The organism is Salinispora cortesiana (genome assembly GCF_000484695.1).
GTDB lineage: Bacteria > Actinomycetota > Actinomycetes > Mycobacteriales > Micromonosporaceae > Micromonospora > Micromonospora cortesiana.
This window is the reverse complement of the sequence record NZ_AXVR01000031.1, coordinates 1-21,752: the sequence shown is the minus strand read 5'-3', so window position 1 is coordinate 21,752 and position 21,752 is coordinate 1. Positions and strand designations below refer to the sequence as shown.

General features: G+C 69.7%; 17 protein-coding genes, 1 tRNA gene, 1 other RNA gene and 1 pseudogene. 7 read left to right on the top strand and 13 right to left on the bottom strand.

What is annotated here, in order from left to right:
* The first annotated feature begins 208 nt into the window (after nt 1-208).
* Complete coding sequence (locus K228_RS0114830) at nt 209-1,630, top strand: GGDEF domain-containing protein (RefSeq protein WP_025619144.1); 1,422 nt, start codon at nt 209-211, stop codon at nt 1,628-1,630.
* Nucleotides 1,631-1,634: 4 nt separating this feature from the next.
* Here the strand turns inward: K228_RS0114830 and K228_RS0114825 are convergent, their stop codons facing one another.
* Entirely contained in the window at nt 1,635-2,696 is a 1,062-nt protein-coding gene (locus K228_RS0114825) for an aspartate-semialdehyde dehydrogenase (RefSeq protein WP_025619143.1), read from the bottom strand.
* 3 nt (nt 2,697-2,699) lie between these two features.
* Nucleotides 2,700-3,965 (bottom strand): aspartate kinase, encoded by a 1,266-nt coding sequence (locus tag K228_RS0114820; RefSeq protein WP_025619142.1) that lies wholly within the window; start codon nt 3,963-3,965, stop codon nt 2,700-2,702.
* 236 nt (nt 3,966-4,201) lie between these two features.
* Between K228_RS0114820 and K228_RS0114815 the strand changes: the two genes are divergently transcribed.
* Together K228_RS0114815 and leuA are read left to right on the top strand one after the other, a co-directional pair.
* Nucleotides 4,202-4,804: a nitroreductase family protein gene (locus K228_RS0114815; RefSeq protein WP_025619141.1), complete on the top strand. Its 603-nt coding sequence runs from the start codon at nt 4,202-4,204 to the stop codon at nt 4,802-4,804.
* A 142-nt stretch (nt 4,805-4,946) separates the two neighbouring features.
* Nucleotides 4,947-6,722 carry a 2-isopropylmalate synthase gene (gene leuA, locus K228_RS0114810; protein ID WP_025619140.1) on the top strand — a complete coding sequence of 592 codons (1,776 nt, stop codon included), beginning with the start codon at nt 4,947-4,949 and terminating at the stop codon, nt 6,720-6,722.
* Between the two features lie 93 nt (nt 6,723-6,815).
* On the opposite strand, the gene K228_RS0114805 is transcribed toward leuA, so the two are convergent.
* Nucleotides 6,816-8,318 (bottom strand): MFS transporter, encoded by a 1,503-nt coding sequence (locus K228_RS0114805; protein WP_025619139.1) that lies wholly within the window; start codon nt 8,316-8,318, stop codon nt 6,816-6,818.
* Nucleotides 8,319-8,462: 144 nt separating this feature from the next.
* Between K228_RS0114805 and K228_RS0114800 the strand changes: the two genes are divergently transcribed.
* Nucleotides 8,463-9,071 (top strand): GmrSD restriction endonuclease domain-containing protein, encoded by a 609-nt coding sequence (locus tag K228_RS0114800; RefSeq protein WP_025619138.1) that lies wholly within the window; start codon nt 8,463-8,465, stop codon nt 9,069-9,071.
* The gene (locus tag K228_RS0114795; protein WP_025619137.1) at nt 9,068-9,562 is read left to right on the top strand and encodes a hypothetical protein; all 495 of its coding nucleotides are present in this window, start codon (nt 9,068-9,070) and stop codon (nt 9,560-9,562) included. The genes K228_RS0114800 and K228_RS0114795 overlap by 4 nt, the downstream gene beginning before the upstream one ends.
* Nucleotides 9,563-9,615: 53 nt before the next feature.
* Here K228_RS0114795 and K228_RS0114790 read toward each other — a convergent pair whose 3' ends face one another.
* From K228_RS0114790 to ffs, 9 genes are all read right to left on the bottom strand, one after another.
* Complete coding sequence (locus K228_RS0114790; protein ID WP_025619136.1) at nt 9,616-10,731, bottom strand: ABC transporter ATP-binding protein; 1,116 nt, start codon at nt 10,729-10,731, stop codon at nt 9,616-9,618.
* Nucleotides 10,724-11,782, bottom strand: a complete 1,059-nt coding sequence (locus tag K228_RS0114785; RefSeq protein WP_025619135.1) for an ABC transporter ATP-binding protein — start codon at nt 11,780-11,782, stop codon at nt 10,724-10,726. The genes K228_RS0114790 and K228_RS0114785 overlap by 8 nt, the downstream gene beginning before the upstream one ends.
* A 67-nt stretch (nt 11,783-11,849) precedes the next feature.
* Nucleotides 11,850-12,812, bottom strand: a complete 963-nt coding sequence (locus tag K228_RS0114780) for an ABC transporter permease (RefSeq protein WP_025619134.1) — start codon at nt 12,810-12,812, stop codon at nt 11,850-11,852.
* Nucleotides 12,809-13,813 (bottom strand): ABC transporter permease, encoded by a 1,005-nt coding sequence (locus tag K228_RS0114775; protein ID WP_025619133.1) that lies wholly within the window; start codon nt 13,811-13,813, stop codon nt 12,809-12,811. The genes K228_RS0114780 and K228_RS0114775 overlap by 4 nt, the downstream gene beginning before the upstream one ends.
* Before the next feature lie 75 nt (nt 13,814-13,888).
* The gene (locus K228_RS0114770) at nt 13,889-15,550 is read right to left on the bottom strand and encodes an ABC transporter substrate-binding protein (RefSeq protein ID WP_025619132.1); all 1,662 of its coding nucleotides are present in this window, start codon (nt 15,548-15,550) and stop codon (nt 13,889-13,891) included.
* A 325-nt stretch (nt 15,551-15,875) separates the two neighbouring features.
* Complete coding sequence (gene recR / locus K228_RS0114765; protein ID WP_018723861.1) at nt 15,876-16,469, bottom strand: recombination mediator RecR; 594 nt, start codon at nt 16,467-16,469, stop codon at nt 15,876-15,878.
* A gap of 7 nt (nt 16,470-16,476) precedes the next feature.
* A complete protein-coding gene (locus K228_RS0114760; protein WP_025619131.1) occupies nt 16,477-16,785 on the bottom strand; it encodes a YbaB/EbfC family nucleoid-associated protein in 309 nt (102 codons plus the stop codon).
* Nucleotides 16,786-16,927: 142 nt separating this feature from the next.
* Nucleotides 16,928-19,417: a DNA polymerase III subunit gamma and tau gene (locus tag K228_RS0114755; protein ID WP_025619130.1), complete on the bottom strand. Its 2,490-nt coding sequence runs from the start codon at nt 19,415-19,417 to the stop codon at nt 16,928-16,930.
* 165 nt (nt 19,418-19,582) lie between these two features.
* An RNA gene (gene ffs / locus K228_RS27225) (signal recognition particle sRNA small type) lies at nt 19,583-19,673 on the bottom strand.
* A gap of 81 nt (nt 19,674-19,754) precedes the next feature.
* On the opposite strand from ffs, the gene K228_RS0114750 reads away from it, so the two are divergent.
* Nucleotides 19,755-19,839 (top strand) — tRNA-Ser (locus K228_RS0114750).
* Between the two features lie 627 nt (nt 19,840-20,466).
* Here the strand turns inward: K228_RS0114750 and K228_RS0114740 are convergent.
* Nucleotides 20,467-21,333: an endonuclease/exonuclease/phosphatase family protein gene (locus tag K228_RS0114740; protein ID WP_245603479.1), complete on the bottom strand. Its 867-nt coding sequence runs from the start codon at nt 21,331-21,333 to the stop codon at nt 20,467-20,469.
* 175 nt (nt 21,334-21,508) lie between these two features.
* Here K228_RS0114740 and K228_RS29555 point away from each other — a divergent pair.
* Nucleotides 21,509-21,752 (top strand): annotated as a pseudogene (locus K228_RS29555) (IS701 family transposase); the annotation flags it as partial.

Genomic DNA, 21,752 nt, shown 5'->3' with positions numbered 1-21,752 from the left:
CACCGGCGACGGGTACCGCCACCAGCACCGACGACAGCCTCTCATCGCTCTCGCCACCAGTCGACCGGAGCGGCACACCACAGCTGCGGACCGGGCGTCCTGCCCGCTGGTACGCCGTACCGAGCAGACCGGGGTGCCGCGACCGGCTGGCTACCCTGGATCACGGCACCGGCAGCGGCCGAACCTCCAACCTGGGGACGACATACGAGTGGATCACGAGCGAATCATCCGGGACGGCACGACCCGCCTGCCGATGGCGTCGACCGTCACCGAGGCGTGCCAGTGGACCGTCGCCGCCCTGGCCCGATCCACCCCCGCCACCATCTCGGTGCTACTGGAGGTCCACGACCGGCTCCGCTGCATCGCGGCCACCGGGTCGTGGCAGGTCTTCTCGACCGTACCGACGGCTTCCGGCGTCGTCGGCCGGGTGCACACCACCGGCCGCCCCGCGGTCATCACCGACCTCGGCGCGGACCCGGATCGCCTCCCGGTCCGCCCCGACGCCACCGGTGAGGTCTGCGTACCGGTGCCGGGCCCGGCGGGCCGGCCTGTCGGCGTCCTCGACCTGCTCTGGAGCCAACCGGCGGATCTGGTGGCGTGGCGGGACACCGCAGGACGCCTCGCGGAACAGCTCGGGGCACGGATCGGCGCACTCGGCGGGCCGCCGGCGGAGACCCGAAGCGAGAAGCTCTTGCGGCACGCCGCCGCGCTGGCCTCCGCCGACACCGAGCGGGAGCTGCGACACGCGGCCGGCGCAGCCGCGCGGGACGTGTCGACCCTCTCCACCGCCGTTCTGGTGCTCGCCGGGCAGCCGGGGCCCCGGCTGTGCCCGCCGACCACCCGCCCCGACGAGTTGGAGGCCCGGGTCCGGGCCGCGCTCCGCGCCGCCGGCCCGGAGGCGCTGGCGCGGATGGTCGACCTGGCCCACCGCTACGGCGCCGGTTACACCCTCGGTGAGACCGAACCGTCGGCGACCGACGACCACGCTCCGCTGACCCGGGCCGGGGTGCGCACGCTGGTGGCGGTGCCGGTCGCCGCGACCGACGACGCCGGGCTACTGCTGGTCGCCGACGCGCGGCGGCTCCGTCCCGATCCGACCACCGTCAACCTGCTGGAGCTGCTCGCCGGCCAGACCGGGAGCGCCCTGGACCGGCTCCGGACCGTGGCCCGGCTGCGCGAGCGGGCCAGCTCCGACCCGTTGACCGGGTTGCGGCACACCGGGCCGTTCGGGGAGCGGATCGCGGTGGCCACCCCCGGGCGCACCGCCCTGCTCGCGATCGACGTGGACGGCTTCAAGACCGTCAACGACACGTACGGCCACCAGGCCGGCGACCGGCTGCTGGTGGGGCTGGCGCGGGCGTTGGAGGGCGCGTTGCGCCAGGGCGACGAGCTGTACCGGACCGGCGGCGACGAGTTCGTGGCGGTGATCGAGGTGAACCGCCCCGAGGAGGCGGTCCGGGTCGCCGAACGCCTCACCGCGGCGGCGCGCCGGATCGGCCACACCGTCAGCGTGGGCGTCGCCCTCCCACACCCGGACGAGCCCGCCGGCCATGCCCTCCACCGCGCCGACCAGGCGCTCTACCGGGTGAAACGAGAGGGCCGCGACGGCGTACGCCTGGCCGCCGCCTGAAACGTCAACGCCGGGTCAGTTCGCCGGCCAGGAGTTCAGCGATCTGCGCCGCGTTCAGGGCGGCACCCTTGCGGAGGTTGTCCCCGGTTACGAAGAAGTCGAGCGCACGGGGGTCGTCCAGGGCACGGCGGAGGCGGCCGACCCAGGACGGGTCGGTGCCGACGGCGTCGATCGGCATCGGGAACTCGCCGGCCGCCGGTTCGTCGACCAGGATCACGCCAGGTGCGTTGCGCAGCACCTCGCTGGCCCCCTCGGCGTCCACCTCGGTGCCGAAGACGGCGTGTACCGCCACCGAGTGCCCGGTGACCACGGGCACCCGGACGCAGGTGGCGCTGACCTTCAGATCGGGCAGGTCGAGGATCTTGCGCGAATCATTACGCAGGGTCACCTCTTCGGAGGACCAGCCGCCGTCGCTGGGCACTCCGGCCCAGGGCACCACGTTCAGCGCTAGGGGTGCGGGGAAGGGGCCAAGGTCGTCCCCGACCGCCTGCCGGACATCTCCGGGGCGGGAGCCGAGCGCACGGTCGCCGACAATCTTGACGAGTTGGCGGTGCAGGGTGTCCACCCCGGCCTGCCCGACATCGGAGACCGCCTGGTAGGACGAGAGCACCAGCTCCCGCAGGCCGTACTCACGGTGCAGTGGCGCCACCGCGACGATCATGGCGAGGGTCGTGCAGGTCGCGTTGGCGACGATGCCCCGCGGCCGGTTCCGGACCTGCTCCGGGTTGATCTCGGGGACCACCAACGGAACATCGCGTTCGGTGCGGAACGCGGCGGTGTTGTCCACCACGGCGGCACCCCGGTCGATCGCGGTCGGCACCCACTGGGCCGAGACCGCGTCCGGAACGTCGAAGATCGCCACGTCAACGCCGTCGAAGACCTCCGGGGTGAGCGCCTGGACGGTCAGCTCCTCACCCCGGCAACACACCGTCTGCCCGACCGACCGGGCGGAGGCGACGAGTCGGATCTCGCCCCAGACGTTCCGGCGGCCGGTGAGCAGCTCGCACAGGATGGTGCCGACCGCGCCCGTCGCCCCGACCACAGCCAGGGTGGGCTGCGACGTCACGGGCTACCGCCCCGTCCCCGCGTACACGACCGCCTCGGTGTCACCACCGAGCTCGAAGGCGTCGTGGATGGCGCGCACGGCGTTGTCCAGGTCGGTGTCGCGGCACACCACCGAGACCCGGATCTCCGACGTGGAGATCATCTCGATGTTCACGCCGGCCTGGCCGAGGGCGGCGAAGAAGCCGGCCGCCACGCCCGGGTGGGAACGCATCCCGGCACCGATCAGCGAGACCTTGCCGACGTGGTCGTCGTAGAGCAGCCCCTTGAACTTGACGCTGTCCTGAATCTTGCTCAGCGCGGCCATGGCGGTGGGGCCGTCGGTCTTGGGCAGGGTGAACGAGATGTCCGTCCGGCCGGTGCCCTCGGTGGAGACGTTCTGCACGATCATGTCTATGTTGATCTCCGCACCGGCAACGGTGTCGAAGATCCGCGCGGCCGCACCCGGCTCGTCTGGCACCCCGACAATCGTGATCTTGGCTTCGCTGCGGTCGTGGGCGACTCCGGTGATCAACGCCTGTTCCACGGGAAGGTCCTCCATCGATCCGGTGACCATCGTGCCGGTGCTGGTCGAGTATGACGAACGGACGTGGACCGGCAACCCCGCCCGGCGGGCGTACTCCACGGCGCGTAGAGCCAGAATCTTGGCGCCGCAGGCGGCGAGCTCCAGCATCTCCTCGTAGGTGATCTGTCGAATGTGCCGGGCGTCCGGCACGATCCGCGGATCGGCGCTGAAGACGCCGTCAACGTCGCTGTAGATCTCGCACACATCGGCGTCGAGCGCGGCGGCGAGAGCCACGGCGGTGGTGTCCGAACCACCGCGCCCCAGGGTGGTGACGTCCTTGGTGTCCTGCGACACGCCCTGGAAGCCGGCGACGATGACCACCGCGCCCTCGTCGAGGGCGCCCTTGAGCCGCCCCGGCGTGACATCGATGATCCGCGCCCGACCGTGCACCGAGGTGGTGATGACCCCGGCCTGCGAGCCGGTGAACGACCGCGCCTCGTACCCCAGGTTGTGGATCGCCATCGCAAGCAACGCCATCGAGATGCGCTCCCCGGCGGTGAGCAGCATGTCCAGCTCCCGACCGGGCGGCAGCGGACTGACCTGGTTGGCCAGGTCGGTCAACTCGTCGGTGGTGTCGCCCATGGCGGAGACCACCACCACCACGTCGTCACCAGCCTTGCGGGCGGCGACGATCCGCTCGGCCACCCGCTTGATCCGCTCGGCGTTGTCGACGGAGGATCCGCCGTACTTCTGCACCACGAGTGCCACGACGGCGCACTCCCTCCCAGTGATCCTGAGCGTGCCGACGCCGCCGACGGAGCCGGCGGCGTCAGGTCAAGACGCCCTCAGGGTATCCGGCGGACCACCCGAACGGGTCGGGTGATCCCAGCATCCGGCCCCGAGCGCCGCAACGCTCCGGACAGCGGACCGTTACGGGTGCCTTTTCCCACATTTGCCCGCCCCCAACCAAATAGACAAAAGCCCTATAGAGGATTGTTCTTCCTATGACCGACCTCACCCCGCTGATCGCCTTCCGGTGGAGCCCCCGGTCCTTCGACCCCGACGCCGATCTCGGCCCGGCCGAGATCGACCTCCTCCTGGAGGCGGCCCGGTGGGCGCCCTCGGCGGCGAACCGGCAACCATGGCGCTTCGCCCTCGGCCACCGGGACGACGAGACGTGGAAGCGAATCATGGTCAACCTGCCGGAGCGGGACCAGCGGTGGGCGGGCCGCGCCTCGCTGCTGCTGCTCGCCGCGCACCTCACGCCCGCCACCGAACCGGCCGCGGAGACCGCCTATGACCTGGGGCAGGCCGTGGCGCAGCTGACCACACAGGCGACCGCACTCGGGCTGCACACCCGCCAGCTACGCGAGCTGGACCGCGCCGGCCTCACCAGCGAGCTCGAACTCCCCGCCGACGTCCGGCCCGCCGTGGTGGTCGCGATCGGCCGACTCGGCAACCCCCTCGACCTCCCCGCCGACCTGGTCGAGGCAGAGACCGGCCTCCGACAGCGTCAACCCGTCGCCGACCTGCTGCTGGTCAACCCGACTGCGACCCCCATCTCACAGTCCGGACGATCCTTCCCAGATCCGTCCCCCGCCACGTAGGGTGACACTGTCATGTGGCAGCCGTTGCTTCTCCTTGGTCGCCGCGGCGAGGCCTGACGGCCGGCACCTCGCCGCGGGGTCGAACCGCGCCGCCGCTCCGACCGTTCTTCGGCGCCTCGCCGACCTCGACTGCTGACGTCACATGACCACGGAGGCACTCCGCATGGCTCACCCTGCTGACACCCCCGACGCTGAGATCGACCCCATCGCCCGGCAACGCCCCAGCCGGATGCCGCACCACCGCTACCAGCCCTACCAACGGCAGTTCCGCACCGACCTACCGGACCGCCGCTGGCCCACCCGGCAGGTCGAGGCCGCGCCGCGCTGGTGCGCGGTCGACCTGCGAGACGGCAACCAGGCCCTGATCGACCCGATGTCTCCCGAACGCAAGCGCCGGATGTTCCAACTCCTGGTGCAACTCGGCTACAAGGAAATCGAGGTCGGCTTTCCCTCGGCCAGCCAGTCCGACTACGACTTCGTCCGGCAGCTCATCGAGCAGGACCTGATCCCCGACGACGTCACCATCCAGGTGCTGACGCAGTGCCGGGAGCATCTGATCGACCGCACCTTCGCGGCGCTGCAGGGCGCCAAGCGGGCGATCGTGCACTTCTACAACTCGACCTCAACACTGCAACGCCAGGTCGTCTTCGGGCTGGACCGCGACGGCATCACCGACATCGCGACCACCGGCGCCCGGCTCTGCCAGAAGTACGCGCAGATCCACACCCCGGACACCGACATCCACTACGAGTACTCCCCCGAGTCGTACACCGGCACGGAGCTGGACTACGCCGTGGAGGTCTGCACGAAGGTGATCGAGGTGATCGACCCGAGCCCCGACCACCGACTGATCGTCAACCTGCCGGCCACCGTCGAGATGGCGACGCCGAACGTCTACGCCGACTCGATCGAGTGGATGCACCGACACCTACCCCGACGGGACAGTCTGGTGCTCAGCCTGCACCCGCACAACGACCGGGGAACCGGAGTGGCCGCCGCCGAGCTGGGTCTGCTGGCCGGTGCGGACCGGATCGAGGGATGCCTCTTCGGTAACGGCGAGCGCACCGGCAACGTGGACCTGGTCACCCTGGGCCTGAACCTCTTCTCCCAGGGCATCGACCCTATGATCGACTTCTCGAACATCGACGAGATCAAACGTGCTGTCGAGTACTGCAACCAGCTACCCGTGCACGAGCGCCACCCGTACGCCGGTGATCTGGTCTACACCGCATTCTCCGGCTCCCACCAGGACGCGATCAACAAGGGGTTCGACGCCCTCACCGCCTCCGCCGGCGCCGTCGGGATCCCGGTCGAGCAGCACCCGTGGGCGGTGCCCTACCTGCCGATCGACCCGAAGGACCTGGGCCGCACCTACGAGGCCGTCATCCGGGTCAACTCGCAGTCGGGCAAGGGCGGCGTCGCGTACATCATGAAGACCGAGCACCAGCTTGACCTGCCCCGCCGGCTCCAGATCGAGTTCTCCGGCGTGGTCCAGCAGGTCACCGACGACAACGGCGGCGAGGTCGACCCGCGGACCATGTGGGAGATCTTCGCCCGCCAGTACCTGCTCGACCACCAGGCGAACCCCACGGTCACCCTGACCGACTACACGCTCGGCACGGTGGACGGCAAGGTCGAGTTCGAGGCGCTGGTCGGGCACGGCGGCGGACAACGCGCCGTCACCGCCATCGGCAACGGCCCGGTGGACGCGTACGTCAACGCGCTGCAGTCCCTCGGCGTCAACGTGCGCGTCCTCGACTACCACGAACACGCCCTCTCCTCCGGCGGTGACGCCCAGGCAGCCGCGTACGTGGAGTGCGCGGTGGATGGCCGGACGGTCTGGGGCGTCGGCGTGGACGCCAACATCGTCACCGCCACCATCAGGGCGGTGACCAGCGCCGTCAACCGCGCCCACTGAGGCGCCGGAGCCCGGTCCGGGTTGGCCTCCACCCGAGGTCAACCCGGAACCCGACCGCCTGCCGGTCGATCCCGACCGGCCGCCCCCGAGCCGTCAGGAAGCGGTCCCCCTATCCCGCTCCGGCCCGGTTGCGGCCGGCAGGGCCTGGCAGGGCTGCGACGGTGGCGGCGCCCGGCGCGGACGGCGCACGAAGACCACCGCCAGCACCGCCCCCATCAGCAGCAGCGCGGCGCACCAGGCCAACGCGCCCCGGTAGGCGGCGGTCAACTCGTCCGGCCGTTCGTAGTCGGTGCCGGAGAGACCGACCAGCAGCGGTAGGGCGGCCACCGCGAGCAGCCCCCCGGCGCGCGAGGCGGCATTGTTGAAGCCGCTCGCCACTCCGGCGAAACGGTCCGCGACGGCGGCCAGCACCGAGGCCGTCAACGGCGCCACCACCAGGGCCAGCCCGAGCCCGAAGAGAAACACCCCGGGCAGCACGTCCCGCCAGTAGGACGCCTCCGCCCCGACCTCGCGGAGCAGAACGAGCCCAATCGCGGACACCACCGGCCCCACGGTCAACGGCAGTCGGGGCCCGATCCGGGTCGCCAGATCACCGGCTACCGGCGATCCGACCAGCAGCAGCACGGTCACCGGCAGCAGCGCGACGCCGGTGGCCAGCGCCGACCAGCCGGCCACATTCTGGAGATAGACGGCGACGAAGAAGGTGAACCCACCGAGCGCCGCGTAGATCACCACGGTGAAGACGTTCAGCACGGAGAAGAGTCGGCTGGTGAACAGCCCGGTCGGCAGCATCGCGGTCTCCCCCCGGCGTCGCTCGACCAGCACGAAGGCCACCGAGCCGAGCACCCCGGCCGCGACGGCGAGCAACACCGCGACAGATGTCGCGCCCCGAGCCGGTGCGTCGATCAGCGCGAACGTGATCCCGGCCAGGGCGACCGCCCCCAGCACCGTGCCCAGCACGTCGAACCGCCGCCGGCCCGACCCCTCGGTCCGGGTCCGCGAAGCGCTCTCGTCCCGACTCTCCGGCACCCAGCGCAGAGCGGCCAGCAGCACCAACACGGCCAGCGGCACGTTCAGGAAGAAGATCCACCGCCAGGAGAACTGGTCGATCAGCCAGCCGCCGACGAAGGGGCCGATCGCGGTGGAGACGCCGGAGAAGCCGGCCCAGGTACCGATCGCCCGCCCCCGGTCGTCCGGGTGGAAGCTGGCCTGCAGGACCGACAGGGAGCCGGGGGTGAGCAGGGCCGCTCCGGCGCCCTGCAGCAGCCGGGCCGCGATGAGCTGCTCGGTGTCCAGGGCCAACCCGCACAGCACCGACGCCACGGTGAACCACACCACCCCGAGCAGGAAGACCCGCCGCCGGCCGAAGCGGTCCCCGAGCGCCCCACCGAGCAGTACGAACGCGGCGAGCATCAACAGGTAGCCATTGACCGTCCACTGTAGGTCCGACACGGTGGCGTCGAGGTCCTCACCGAGGCGGGGAAGAGCAACGTTGACCACGGTGCCGTCGAGGAAGACCATGCCGGAGGCGAGCACCGCGGCGAGTAGCGTGCCGGCCCCCGCAGGGGTACCCAGCCGCAGGGAGGGTGACGTCATGGCCCCAAGGTTGCCCCGACTCGATCTCGAAGCGGCGACGAAACGCCGAAACCGCCCGCCGAGGTACTGGGCGAGACCGCCGGAAGCCGCCAAGCTTAAGAGGTGTCGTCTCTGCGTACCAGATCCGGACCGCTGCTCGCGACAGTGCTGGCGCTCGGCCTGGCTGGCTGCGTCCCGGCCACCACGCCGGAGCCGACGCCCACCAACGACGGTGGGAGCGCGATGGAGAAGTTGGCCGAGCTGACAGTGGCCAGTGCCGGCTCGATGAAGGGCTACAGTCGCGACCGCTTCCCCCACTGGCGGGGCACCGGCAAGAACTGCGACGTCCGAGACACCGTGCTCGCGCGCGACGGAGAGAGCATCAAGCTCTCCGGCTGCAACGTGGTCGGTGGGCGCTGGGAGAGCGTCTACGACGGCCTGGTCCTCACCGACCCCTCCGAGGTCGACGTTGACCACATGGTGCCGCTGGCGAACGCCTGGCGATCCGGGGCCGACCGGTGGACCGACGCGAAGCGGGGTGACTTCGCCAACGACACTCGGCTGCCGCACCTCTTCGCGGTTTCCCGCACCGCCAACCGGTCGAAGGGTGATCAGGATCCATCCCAGTGGCGACCGGCGAACCGGTCGTACTGGTGCCGCTACGCCGAAAGCTGGGTCACGGTGAAGCATCACTGGCAGTTGTCGGTGAACACCGACGAGAAGACCGCGCTGGCCGACATGTTGACGGGCTGCACCGGGGGGAGCCAATCATGACCAGCACCGGGACGGACCCGACACCGCGCCGGCCCCCGGGCGCCGACGACGACGCGACGGCCGCCACCGGCGGTCCCACCCGGGGCAGCGCCGGGATGACGGCCGACGGCGCTGCCAGTGCCGCGGTACCCGGCGCCGGGATGAGCGCGGAGACCACCGGCGCCCCGGCGGGCGGCACTCCCGGCTCCGGGATGCGGGCCGACGGCGGATCCATGGCCCGCACCGCGGACATCGTCCCCGGGCCGGGCGGGGTGATGACCGACGAGGTCGGCGTGGTCACCGGCGACCTGACGCTCCGCACCGAATACCTGGATGGCCAGGTCACCCTGCGGGTGCAGTACCGCGAGGCCGACGAATGGTACGTCGTGACCGGCGGGCGGGCGACGCTGCCTGACCCGGCCGGCCTCGATGCGGTACACGCGATCGCCGTCGCCCTGCTCGACCGCCCGACGGTCTTCGGCCCGGCTCCGCCGACGGCCGATGAGGGCTGAGCCGGGGCGCGGAATCAGCCGGTCCTGGCTGCCCGCGACCCGGCTTCGCCGGCTCAGCCGTCGACGGAGTCCGCCTTCGCGGTCGGGGCCGGGATCGACACCGGCTCCGGGGCTTCGCCGCCGTCGGGAGCCCGGGTCACTCCCGCCCCGGCGTGGTTGGGACGGAGTTCCCCACTGGCGATCCGCTCGGCCCAGTGGCAGGCCACCCGGCTGCCGCCGATGTCGCGCAGCACCGGCCGTTCGTCGGCGCAGCGCGTCGGCTGGGCCCACGGGCAGCGGGTGTGGAATCGGCAGCCCGCCGGCGGGTTGGCCGGCGACGGCAGGTCACCGGCGAGCAGGATCCGCTCCCGGCGGTCCTCCACATCCGGGTCCGGCACCGGCACCGCCGACATGAGCGCCCGGGTGTACGGGTGCAGCGGCTCGGTGTAGAGCCGGTCGCTCGGGGCCTCCTCCACCAGGGCGCCGAGGTACATGACGCCGACGATGTCGGAGATGTGCCGGACGACGGCCAGGTCGTGCGCGATCACCAGGTAGGTGAGGCCGAGGCTCTCCTGTAGTTCGTCGAGGAGGTTGACCACCTGCGCCTGGATCGACACGTCCAGGGCGGACACCGGCTCGTCGGCGACGATCAGCTCCGGACCGAGGACCACCGCCCGGGCGATCCCGATCCGCTGCCGCTGCCCGCCGGAGAACTCGTGCGGGTAGCGGGACAGCGCCCACCGGGGCAGCCCCACCTTGTCGAGCGCCTCCCCGATGATCGCGCGTCGCTCGTCTCGGTTGCCGCCGATGCCGTGGGTCTGCAAACCCTCGGTGAGGATCGACTCGACGTTCTGCCGCGGATCCAGGCTGGACATCGGATCCTGGAAAATCATCTGCATCCGACGACGCATGGCGCGCAGCCGGGCCGGCGGCAGCGTGGTCAGCTCGACATCGTCAAAGACGACCTCGCCACCGGTGGGCGGGGTCAGTTGGAGCAGCGCCCGGCCGAGCGTCGACTTCCCGCACCCGGACTCACCCACCAGGCCGTACGTCTGACCGCGCGGGATCCGCAGGTCGACCCCGTCAACCGCCTTCACCTGGCCGATCGTGCGATCGAAGAGCACCCCCCGCTTGATCGGGAAGTGCACCTTCAGGTCACGAACCTCGACGAGGATGTCGTTGTCAGTCACGGGTCTTCTCCTCGTTGGGCTCCGGGCTCGGTGCCCCGGACTGGTCGGCCGGACCGGCCTGGGCCGGGACGGCACCGGGCAGCGGCACCGGGTCGACACAGCGGTAGCTACGGCCGTCGTGGGTACGCACCAGCGGCGGCGTCTCGTCGAGGCAGGCATCCACCCGCCGGGAGCAGCGCGGAGCGAAGGCACAGCCTTCCGACCAGGACAGTACGTCGCGTACCGAGCCGGGGATCGGGTTCAGCGGCTCGCCGCGCCCGCTGTCCAGGCGGGGCACCGAACCGAGCAGACCCGCCGTGTACGGGTGCCGTGGCTCCCGGAAGAGGGGACGACGGCGGGCGGTCTCGACCACCCGACCGGCGTACAGCACGTTGATGCTGTCACACATGCCGGCGACCACCCCCAGATCGTGGGTGATCATGACAAGCGCGGTGCCGGAGTCGTGGACCAGCTCCTTGAGCAGCTCCAGGATCTGCGCCTGGATGGTGACGTCCAGCGCGGTGGTCGGCTCGTCGGCGATCAACAGCCGGGGACGGCAGGCGACCGCCATCGCGATCAACGCCCGTTGCCGCATCCCACCGGAGAGCTGGTGCGGATACTCCTTGAGCCGCCGGTCCGGATCCGGGATGCCGACCCGGTCCAGCAACCCGGCCGCTTCCTTGCGCGCCGCGTCACCCCTCATCCCCCGGTGGCGGGCCAGCACCTCGGTCACCTGCAGCCCGATCGGGATCACCGGATTCAGCGAGGAGAGCGGATCCTGGAAAATCATCGCTACGTCCCGACCGCGGATGTCCCGCCGGGCGCGGTCGTCGAGTCCGAGCAGGTCGGTGCCGTCAAAGACCGCCTTGCCGCCGATCCGGGTGCCATGCTGCCGAGGCAGCAGACCCATGATCGCCATCGAGGTGACGCTCTTGCCGCAGCCGGACTCACCGACCAGACCGACAACCTCACCGGCGTCGACCGAGAAGGAGACCCCGTCCACCGCGTGCACCGTACGCTGCCCACGCCGGGCGAACGTGACGCTCAAGTCATCCACTTCGAGCAGTGCCATTACCGGCCCTCCGTTCGCACCTGTGGGGCTCGCGAACCTGTTTCTCCGGCTACACACATGGCGGGACCTACTTCCGCAGCTTCGGGTCGAGGGCCTCACGCATCGCCTCACCGAGCAGGGTGAAGCCGAGCGCGGTGATGATGATCGCTACCGCTGGGAAGATCGCCAGTGCGGGTCGAATACCGAGGTACGGCTGTGCGTCGGCGAGCATGACGCCCCACTCGGGCTGCGCCGTGTCCGGGTTGCCGAGGCCGAGGAACGAGAGCGCGGCGGCCTCGATGATCGCGGTGGCCAGGGTCAGCGTGGCCTGCACGATGACCGGAGCCAGCGAGTTCGGCACGATGTGCGTCAGCGCGATCTTCGGCTTCCGGACGCCGAGCGAGGTGGCCGCGAGCACGTAGTCGCTGTTGGCCTGCGCGATCATCGAGACCCGCAGCAGCCGGGCGAAGACCGGCACCGACACCATGCCGACCGCGATCATGACGGTGCTAAGGCTCGCCCCGAGCAGGGCGGCGATGCTGACCGCGAGCAGGAGGCTGGGCAACGCCAGCATCATGTCGATGACGCGCATGAGCGCGTTGTCAACCGCGCGCCCCCAGCGGCCCCCCAGACCGGCGGCCGCTCCCGCGACCCCGCCGATCAGGGCACCCACGGCCAGTCCGATCAGGGTGGCGACCACGCCGACCAGCAGCGTCTGCCGGGCCCCGACGATCATTCGGCTGAAGACGTCCCGGCCCTGGTGGTCGTAGCCGAACCAGTGCTCGGCGGAGGCGCCGGGGATGATGCCCTGCCCCGACTTCACCACGCCCTCGCGAATGCCGATGGTGTCCTTCGGCTCGTAGGGGACGAAGAACGGGCCGACCAGCGCCACCAGGACGAAGATCGTCAGAATGACCGCGCCGATGATGGCGGCGGGGTTCCGCCGCAGCCGCCGGAACGCCTCCTGCCAGAGGCTGACCCCCCGCTCGTCGTCCCGGTTCACCAATTCCGCGAGCCGGTCCAACCGCTCCTTCTTACCTGTCATCGTCATCGGACCCTCACCCTCGGGTCGATCAGGCTGTAGGAGAGGTCAACCAGGAGGTTCACCAGCACGTACACCACCGATATGATCATGATGAAGCCCAGCAGCACCGGGTAGTCACGCTGGCCGATCGCCTCGTAGATGAAGGCCCCGATGCCGGTGAACGCGAAGACGGTCTCGGTCAGCACGGCACCGGAGAGCAGCCCCCCGGTGAGCAGGCCGATCGAGGTGACCACCGGCAGCAGCGAGTTGCGCAGCACATGCCGGCCCCGCACGGTCCGCTCGGTCAGCCCCTTCGCCTCGGCGGTCCGGACGAAGTCCTCGTTGAGCACCTCCAACACGCTCGCCCGGGTGATCCGGACGATGATCGCCAGCGGGATGCTGGCCAGCGCGATCCCCGGCAGCACCAGATGCCAAAGCGCGTCCGCGACGGCATCCCACTCCCGGGTCATCAGCCCGTCGAGGACGAAGAAGTTCGTGATCCGGGTCGCGTCGATGGTCGGATCCTGTCGGCCACTGGACGGGAACCAGCCCAGGTTCTCCGAGAAGATCGCCTTCAGGACGTAGGCCAGGAAGAAGATGGGGACGCAGATCCCGACCAGCGATCCGCCGACCGAGAGGTGGTCGAGTAGCCGGCCCCGACGGCGGGCGGCCAGGTAGCCGAGAGGAATGCCGATCCCGATCGCGATCACCAGGGCGGTGATCGTCAACTCGACGGTGCCGGGGAAACGCTCCAGGAACTCTTCGACCACCGGGCGCTTGGTCGACGACGAGGTGCCCAGGTCCAGGCGGAGGAGCCGCTGCACGAAGCGGCCGTACTGGACCAGGATCGGCTCGTCGAGACCCATGCTGCGGCGAATCGCCGCGCGCATCTCGGGGGTGCCACGCTCACCGAGGATGGCGTCCTCGGGGCCGCCCGGTAGGCGACGGACCCAGATGAAAAGCAGAAGCGAAAGCCCGAACAGCGTTGGAATCAGCTGGAGCAGGCGTCTGACGATAAACCGGAACACGATGCCTCAGAAGGGTGCGGAGGGGCGCGGGCGGGCGCTGTGCAGCACAGCGCCCGCCCGGTTTCTTGCGTTAGATCAGGACTTGAACTCAGCGTTGGAGAACCGCTCGTCGGTGAGCGGGCTGGCCTTGATGCCGGTCACGTCCTTGCCGAACACGATCGCCGGCGGTGAGTGCGAGATCGGCACGCCGGGCAGGAAGTCCATGATGGTCTTGTTCAGACCCTTGTACTTCTCCACCCGTTCCGCCATGTCGGCGGTGGAGTCGGCGTCCTGGAACTGCTTGAAGAGGGCCGGGTTGTCGAAGCCCCACTCGTCCTTCTGCCGGTCGAAGAAGGTGCCGATGAAGTTGTAGGCGTCGCCGTAGTCGCCGGTCCAGCCGAGGAAGTGCAGGTCGTGCTCGCTACCGGAGGTGGTGGCGTTGAGGTAGTCCGGGCTCCACTTCAACGGGATCGGCTCGACCGTGATACCAGCCGCCTGGAGGTCCGCCGAGACCAGCTCGAAGAGATCCTTCGGGTTCGGCATGTACGGACGGGTGACCTCCGTCGGGTAGTGGAACCGCAGCTTCAGGTCCGCCGCACCAGCCTCGGCCAGCAGTTGCTTGGCCTTGTCGACGTCGTAGTCGTAGGTGGTGACGTCGCCGTTCCAACCCTCGACCGTGTCCGGGAAGAAGTTCGTCGCGACCTTCGCACCCGGGGGCAGCTTCGAGTCGACCAGGGCCTGCCGGTTGATCGCGTGGGCGATCGCCTGCCGGACCTTGATGTCGGCCAGCTTCGGGTTCCCCTGCTGGTTCATGCCCAGGTAGAGGATGTTGAACGCCGGCCGGGTCAGGACATTGAAGCCCTCGCTCTTCAGCGGCTCGACATCAGCCGGCCCGACCAGGTCGTAGCCGTCGACGTCGCCGGAGCTCAGCGCCTGCTTGCGCGCGTTCTCATCCGAGATGGTCTTGAAGATGAGGGTCTTTAGCTTGGCCTTCTCGCCCCAGTAGTCGTCGTTGCGCTCGATGGTGAGCGACTTGTTGGCGATGTCCCAGGACTTGAACTTGAAGGGCCCGGTGCCGGTCGGGTGCGCGGTCGCGTACTCGGGGTACTGAACGTCCGTCGCGGTGCCGCCGACGTTGCTCGCGTCGTACTGCTCCAGCGCCGTCGGGCTGTGGATGGAGAACGACGGCAGCATCAGGGCGGCCGGAACCTTGCTGGACACCCGGGTGAAGGTCAGGTCGACCGTGGTCGCGTCCTTTGCGCTGCAGGACTTGAAGAGGCTCTCCGAGAGCCCTTCGTCCTCGTTCTGGGCGAAGCCGCCCATCACGTCCTGCCAGTAGGCGGTCACGTCCGGGCTCTGCATGAGGCCCGTGGCGTTGTACCAGCGGTTGAAGTTGACGCAGACGGCCTCGGCGTTGAAGTCGGTGCCGTCGTGGAACTTCACGCCGGAGCGGAGCTTGAAGGTCCAGGTGGTGCCCGCCTCATCCGGAGTCCAGGACTCAGCTAGGCCTGGGCTCACCTTGGTGCCGCCCTCCTCGGGGCGGACCAGGGTCTCAAAGACCTGGCGGGCCACGCGCAGCGACTCGCCGTCGCTGGCAAAGCTCGGGTCGAGCACCTTCGGGTCACTGGCGACGCCGAAGACAAGGGTGTCGTTGTTGCTACCGCCGGAATCCTCGCGGTCGCTCTCGGCGCAGCCGGCTACCGCGAGGGCCGCGACCGCGACGGCCGCGACAGCAGCCTTCGGCCTGGATGCACGCATGGGTGCTTCACCTCGTCCTTGTGGATACGGACAACGCGGTGACCGGGGTCACCGATGGCGGGAACCATAGCCGTCCGGCCAACGGTGCGGAAGCTGCCAGGTGGACAGTCGATGTCGGATCATGGCTTTTCCCCGCCCAGACCGAAGGATCGAAGGAAAAGAGACAATCTTGTCGAATGATCGGCGACCGTGATGCGAAACTGTTACGTCATCCAGCTCTGAAGGGCCCCGGGTGTTAGATCAATACGACCCGGTTGACGGGGCCAGCAGGCCCGGACGGGCGCCAGACGGGGCCCAGGCCGCTGACCCGGGTGCCAGGCGGGGCTCAGACCGTCCGGCGCCCCTCGAAAGCCCGACCGAGAGTGATCTCGTCGGCGTACTCCAGGTCACCGCCGACCGGCAGGCCACTGGCCAGCCGAGTCACGGCGATGCCCATCGGCTTCACCATCAGCGCCAGGTAGGTGGCGGTCGCCTCGCCCTCAGTATTCGGGTCGGTGGCCAGGATCAGCTCCCGCACCGCGCCACCGCCCAGCCGGGTCAGTAACTCTCGGACGCGCAGATTGTCCGGCCCGACCCCCTCCAGCGGGTTGATCGCGCCACCGAGGACGTGGTAACGGCCGCGGAACTCACCGGTCCGCTCGATCGCCACCACGTCCTTCGGCTCTTCCACCACGCAAAGCACCTCATCGGTACGGCGTGGGTCGCGACAGATCCGGCACTGCTCGGACTCGGCCACGTTGTAGCAGCTGGTGCAGAAGCGCACCAGCTCCTTGACCTTGCGCAACGCGCCGGCCAGCCGGTTGATGTCGGCCGGATCCGCGGACAGGACGTGAAAGGCGATCCGCTGGGCGCTCTTCGGGCCAACGCCCGGCAGCCGGCCCAGCTCGTCAATCAGGTCCTGGATTGCGCCCTCGTACATCGTCGGCTCAGAAACCGGGCAGGCCGAGGCCGCCCATGCCGCCGGCCACCGGCCCCATCTTCTGATCGGTCAGCTCCCGAGCCGCCTCGGCGGCGTTACGCACGGCCGCGACCACCAGGTCCTCCAGGGTCTCGACATCCTCCGGGTCGACCGCCTTCGGGTCGATCGTGACCGACTTGAGCTCGCCGGTGCCGGCGACGGTCGCGGTGACCAGACCACCACCCGCGTCACCGGTCAGCTCCGCCTCAGCCAGCTCGGCCTGCGCCTGGGCGATCTGCTGCTGCATCTTCTGCGCCTGCTTCAGCATCTGCTGCATGTTCGGCTGTCCACCTGGGCGCACGAACGGCTCCTTACTCACTCGACTTGTTGCTAACTCTGCTACTGCTCAGTTGTGTTGCCTACTGGTGCTGCTCACTGGTGTTGCCTGTTGGTGCTGCTCCGTCGGCAGCACCGCCGACCTAACGGGACTCGACCTCGTCGATCCGCTCCGCGCCGAACGCCTCGCGGAGCAGTCGCACCGCCTGCTCCTCACTGGACTGACGGGCGGTCCGCTCATCAATCACCTCGTCCAGCGGCTCATCCCCCGGATCGAACCCCTCATGCACCACCGCGGAAGCCGCGCCACCCCGCGGCGCCCCGTCGTAGTCCGGATCGTACGGCGGCTCGCCAGCCCAATCCGGCCCCGCCATCCGCCGCGGCGAGGCGGCGGAGCGCTGTGCCCGCCCCCCACCGGCAGCCGCAGCCCGGGCAGCGGCGATCGCACTACTCGCCGGGGCACCGCCCGGCGAGGACGGCCGGGATGCGGCCGAAGCGGCAGGCACCGCGCCGGAGGCCCGGCCACCACCAGCGGTCGAGACCCCTGGCACCGCTGCTGAGCCCGCCGGCCCCGCTGCTGACGGAACCGTGGCGGCCACCCCCGGCACACCCGGACGGGCCGTAGCGGGCCACTCCTCGGCTGCTCCACCCGCCGGCTCGGGCGGGGCAGCAGCCCCACCGGGGCGCGCTGGCTCCGGCCACTCCTGCTCCTCGGCGGACCCAGCGGAGCGCCGGGCCGCACCATCAGCCGCTCCGCTGCCGGCCGACGAGCGGGTCGGTGCAGCTGGAGCCGCCACCGGCTCCGGCCGCGCTGGCGCGGCCGCGGGCCGAGCCGGGCTGCTGGCGCGGGGCCCGGCAGCGGGTCCGCCGACCCGCTCACCGGCCACCTCACACCTGATCTGCCAACGCTCGCCCAGTTCCTCGTGGAGAGACTCGATGAGCAGGTCCGGTTCATTGGCGAGGGCCTGGGCGTGAAACGGATAGCGGAAGGCCAACACAAGGGTCTGACCGTCTACCTCGTGGACCGTCGCCTCCCGCGCCCAGGCAGCAGCCTTCTTGCTCTTACGACCCACCAGGCTGACCACCTCCGACCAGCGCCGACGTACCGCGGCCGCGTCGAGTGGGCCCGGACCGGTCGTACCCGGCCGGGGCGGCTCGGGGGTGGCCGGGTCGGGCATGACCGCTGGCCGGGGGGAGGCACGGCGAGCATCGTCGGACGCGGCCGGAACAGCCGGGCCCTCCGTGCTCGCGGACGTCGCGGTAGCCGCCGGGCGAGGCGGGGAGTCGGCTGCCGGCGCGGAATGCGTACCAACTGCCGGGGCAGGGGCAGCCGGCGCGGGAGACGAGCCGGCAGCCGGCGAAGCAGGGGCAGCAGCCGGCGCGGGGGCCGAACCAGCACCCAGCGCGGGGGCAGCCGGCGGGGCACCGGCACCGGCACCGGCACCGGCACCGGCACCGGCACCGGCACCGGCGAGCGTGAGCCGACGCTCCAGAGTTTCGAGGCGTTGCAGGAGGCCAACGGTCGAGTCGTCGACACCGGGCAACAACAGCCGGGCGCAGATCAGCTCCAGCAGCAGCCGGGGCGCGGTGGCACCCCGCATCTCGACCAGGCCGTCGTGCACGATGTCGGCACACCGGGACAGGGTGCCCGGCCCAAGCCGCTGCGCCTGGGCGGTCATCCGCTCGATCTGGTCATCCGGGCCGTCCACCAAACCCTTCGACGCAGCGTCCGGCACCCGCTGGAGGATGATCAGGTCACGCAGGCGCTCCAGCAGGTCGGCGGCGAACCGACGTGGGTCGTGACCGGCACCGACGATCCGGTCAACGGTGGCGTACGCCGCCGCACCGTCCCCCGCGGCGAGCGCGTCGCACATCTCGTCGATCAGCGCCGAGTCGGTGACACCGAGCAGCGCGGCGGCCCGGGCGTAGGCGACGCCCTCCGGACCTGCCCCGGCGATGAGCTGGTCGAGCACCGAGAGACTGTCCCGGGCGCTGCCGCCACCGGCCCGCACCACGAGGGGGAAGACCGCCGGCTCGACCTGGACGCCCTCGGCCTGGCAGAGCTGTTCCAGGTAGGGCCGGAGCACCTTCGGCGGGATCAGCCGGAACGGGTAGTGGTGGGTCCGCGACTTGATCGTGCCGAGAACCTTCTCCGGCTCGGTGGTGGCGAAGATGAACTTGACGTACTCCGGGGGCTCCTCAACCAGCTTGAGTAGGGCGTTGAAGCCGGCCGACGAGACCATGTGCGCCTCGTCGATGACGTAAATCTTGAAGCGGCTCTGCGCGGGCGCGAAGAACGCCTTCTCGCGCAGCTCCCGCGCGTCGTCAACGCCGCCGTGACTGGCCGCGTCAATCTCGATGACATCGATCGAACCGGCACCATCGGTAGCCAACGCCCGGCAGGAGGCACAGGTCCCACAGGGCTCCGGGGTCGGGCCGTGCTCGCAGTTGAGCGACCGGGCCAGGATGCGGGCACTGGAGGTCTTGCCACAGCCACGCGGCCCGGAGAAGAGGTACGCGTGATTGAGCCGCCCGCCGCGCAGCGCCTGCGACAACGGCTCGGTGACATGCTCCTGCCCGATAACCTCGGCGAAGGTACGTGGCCGGTACTTGCGGTAGAGCGCCAGCGCCACAGCGTCCCGCCTCCTCTCGACCGAGCCATTCTGCGCCGGTCCGGCCCGGGTGACCACCCGCCCCGCTGACTCCGGGGCAAGGAAGGAGCCGGATTGACGCCCGCGTTAACAGAAGGAGCCCTTGCTGACAAGGCAGCTCAGCGGCAGGTGCCGACGGCGGCACCGAAAGGCCCCCCGTGCACCCGCCAGAGCCCGCTTATCCTTGCTGCCTTCCGGCCCTGGGGAGGTTCACGAGATGCACGCCGCACGGGGGGTGCAGACAGCTTACCCGACCGAGTGTCGATCATCGGGGGGTGGTGGGGCGGGCGCCCCCGGCGGGACCTGTATCCTGTTCGGCGGAGGATTCGCCTAGAGGCCTAGGGCGCACGCTTGGAAAGCGTGTTGGGTTTACACCCTCACGAGTTCGAATCTCGTATCCTCCGCTCGGTAGGCAGCACGAACGCGAGGGCCGGCCCCCACGGGGGTCGGCCCTCGCGTCGTTCGCAGGTTGCCCTCGTCTCAGTTGTCGTCTTGGTTGTGGGAGCGCTGACTCTTGACCGACCGATGCGTCGGCGGGCAAAGATCAGGTGACGGCCCGGCGGTCGGGTCGCCTTGGGCGGACCGTGAGACATGGCCCCACAGTTGGACGTCGAGTCACGAGCCGGGCAGCGAAGCCGGACAAGTTCAACCCTGCCGGATTTCTCGGCACGGCGACCGAGGTTGCCTACCGCGATCCAGATCGATTTGATTTGGCCATGCAGCAGCCGCAACAGATACCGCCCCAGAAAGACCCCCACGGAAAGCCAACCGCCCCACTCGCGGAGGCAACCGGATGATCCTGTCCGCCCGGCGGATCGTCAACGAGCACTGACCGCGGGTGGACCGGTGCCCGACAGTCAGCCGCTAACCGGCATGTGCTCGCGTTAGCGCGCCGGCAGCAGGCGGTAAACCAGCGCCACCATCCGTCGCTGGTGGCGGGACCTGAACGACCGCCAGCAATTGACGGCCGTTGACCAGGACTGCCGAATGCGGCTCATCCGGACTTGGGAATTCTCGGTTGCCCACGTCGGTTAGGCGATCTCCATGCTGTAGACGAGCGGATAGTGGTCGGAAAAGGCGGTGGCGGTGACCGCGCACCAGCGCCATGGCCGACTGCTGAACACGTAATCGATCTTACTTCCGTATATGGTCGTTGGGCGGCCGCCACCCGCCTGGTTCGTCTGGTCGCACTCGCGATACTTCGGATACGGGTTGCCACCCTTGGCGTCCCAGATCCAACCACGGTCCGGGTCGTTCTCGTCGTCTATCGGGTAGACGTGGTCCGGCGGGAGAAGGTTGAAATCGCCGCCGAAGGCCACGTTGCTGTAGTCGTCAACAACTTCCTTGATCTCTCCGAGCTGGTCGTCGGAGTATTCCCAGGTGGCGTCCCGGGTGTCGCTGCCTCGCGGAGACAGGTGAACGTTGCAGAGCCGGATGTTGTTGAAGTAGGTGGCGGTCGCGCAGTGGAACGGACGCTGCTGGCCGTCCCACGGTTGTGTTGTCGCGATGATCTCGGCGTTTGACGAGCCCGCCTTGATGACGATGGCGGTACCGATGCGGTCTGCACGTGAGCTGTTGTCCTCGCCGCACCGATTGTTGGTCGGCACACCCTTGCTGGCCCACTGATAAGGAGCGAAGCTGCTGGTCCAGCCCGAGCCGAGCGCGGTCATAAGGCTCGCGAGATCGTCCTCACAAATCTCCTGGAGGAGCATGGCCTGCACGTATTTGTCCTGGATTTGCTCCTGGATCACGGCGAGCTTGTTCTCCCAGGTCCCGAAGCTGCTACACCCCCAGGTCGCCCGCTGGGAACCGCAGATGTTCCATGACAGGAGCTGAAGATTGGTGCCAGCTGGCGCGACTGCCAGCGCAGGTGCCGCCGGTAGCAGCGTGGTGAGCACGAGGAATGCGCTAAAAACTCCGCCGCGAAGTTTCCGCATATTCGGGCATCTCATTTGAGCATCCTAGTACTCCAGCAGGAGATCCGTTCGGACCTGCTGGAGCTGTGTGGTTTTGTCCGTGAGCATGGAGCAGCCACCGCTGAGTCTTGTGGTTGTGTGGACCAAAGATGCGGCGGTGGCTGCCGCCTACAGGGTAGACGTCCAGCGGTGGTCTGGGCTGTTCGACGAGCTGATGGACGTGGTCGGGTCCTGCTTCGGTCGGCCTGAGCCCCGCCGGCGGGTGCGGGACTTCCTGGCCGGGCTGCTGGCGCCGTTGCCGACGAAGAACTGTTGGACGATCGCGGAGCATGCCGGTGACGACGGCCCGGGTGGCATGCAGGATCTGATCGGTCGTGCCAGTTGGGACGACGCGCGGGTCC

Bases quoted from the DNA above. Each gene is read 5' to 3' on its own strand.
- K228_RS0114785 (WP_025619135.1), bottom strand. From the start codon at position 11,782: ATGGCACTGCTCGAAGTGGATGACTTGAGCGTCACGTTCGCCCGGCGT.
- K228_RS0114780 (WP_025619134.1), bottom strand. From the start codon at position 12,812: ATGACGATGACAGGTAAGAAGGAGCGGTTGGACCGGCTCGCGGAATTG.
- leuA (WP_025619140.1), top strand. From the start codon at position 4,947: ATGACCACGGAGGCACTCCGCATGGCTCACCCTGCTGACACCCCCGAC.
- recR (WP_018723861.1), bottom strand. From the start codon at position 16,469: ATGTACGAGGGCGCAATCCAGGACCTGATTGACGAGCTGGGCCGGCTG.
- K228_RS0114795 (WP_025619137.1), top strand. From the start codon at position 9,068: ATGACCAGCACCGGGACGGACCCGACACCGCGCCGGCCCCCGGGCGCC.
- K228_RS0114805 (WP_025619139.1), bottom strand. From the start codon at position 8,318: ATGACGTCACCCTCCCTGCGGCTGGGTACCCCTGCGGGGGCCGGCACG.
- K228_RS0114760 (WP_025619131.1), bottom strand. From the start codon at position 16,785: ATGCAGCAGATGCTGAAGCAGGCGCAGAAGATGCAGCAGCAGATCGCC.
- K228_RS0114815 (WP_025619141.1), top strand. From the start codon at position 4,202: ATGACCGACCTCACCCCGCTGATCGCCTTCCGGTGGAGCCCCCGGTCC.
- K228_RS0114770 (WP_025619132.1), bottom strand. From the start codon at position 15,550: ATGCGTGCATCCAGGCCGAAGGCTGCTGTCGCGGCCGTCGCGGTCGCG.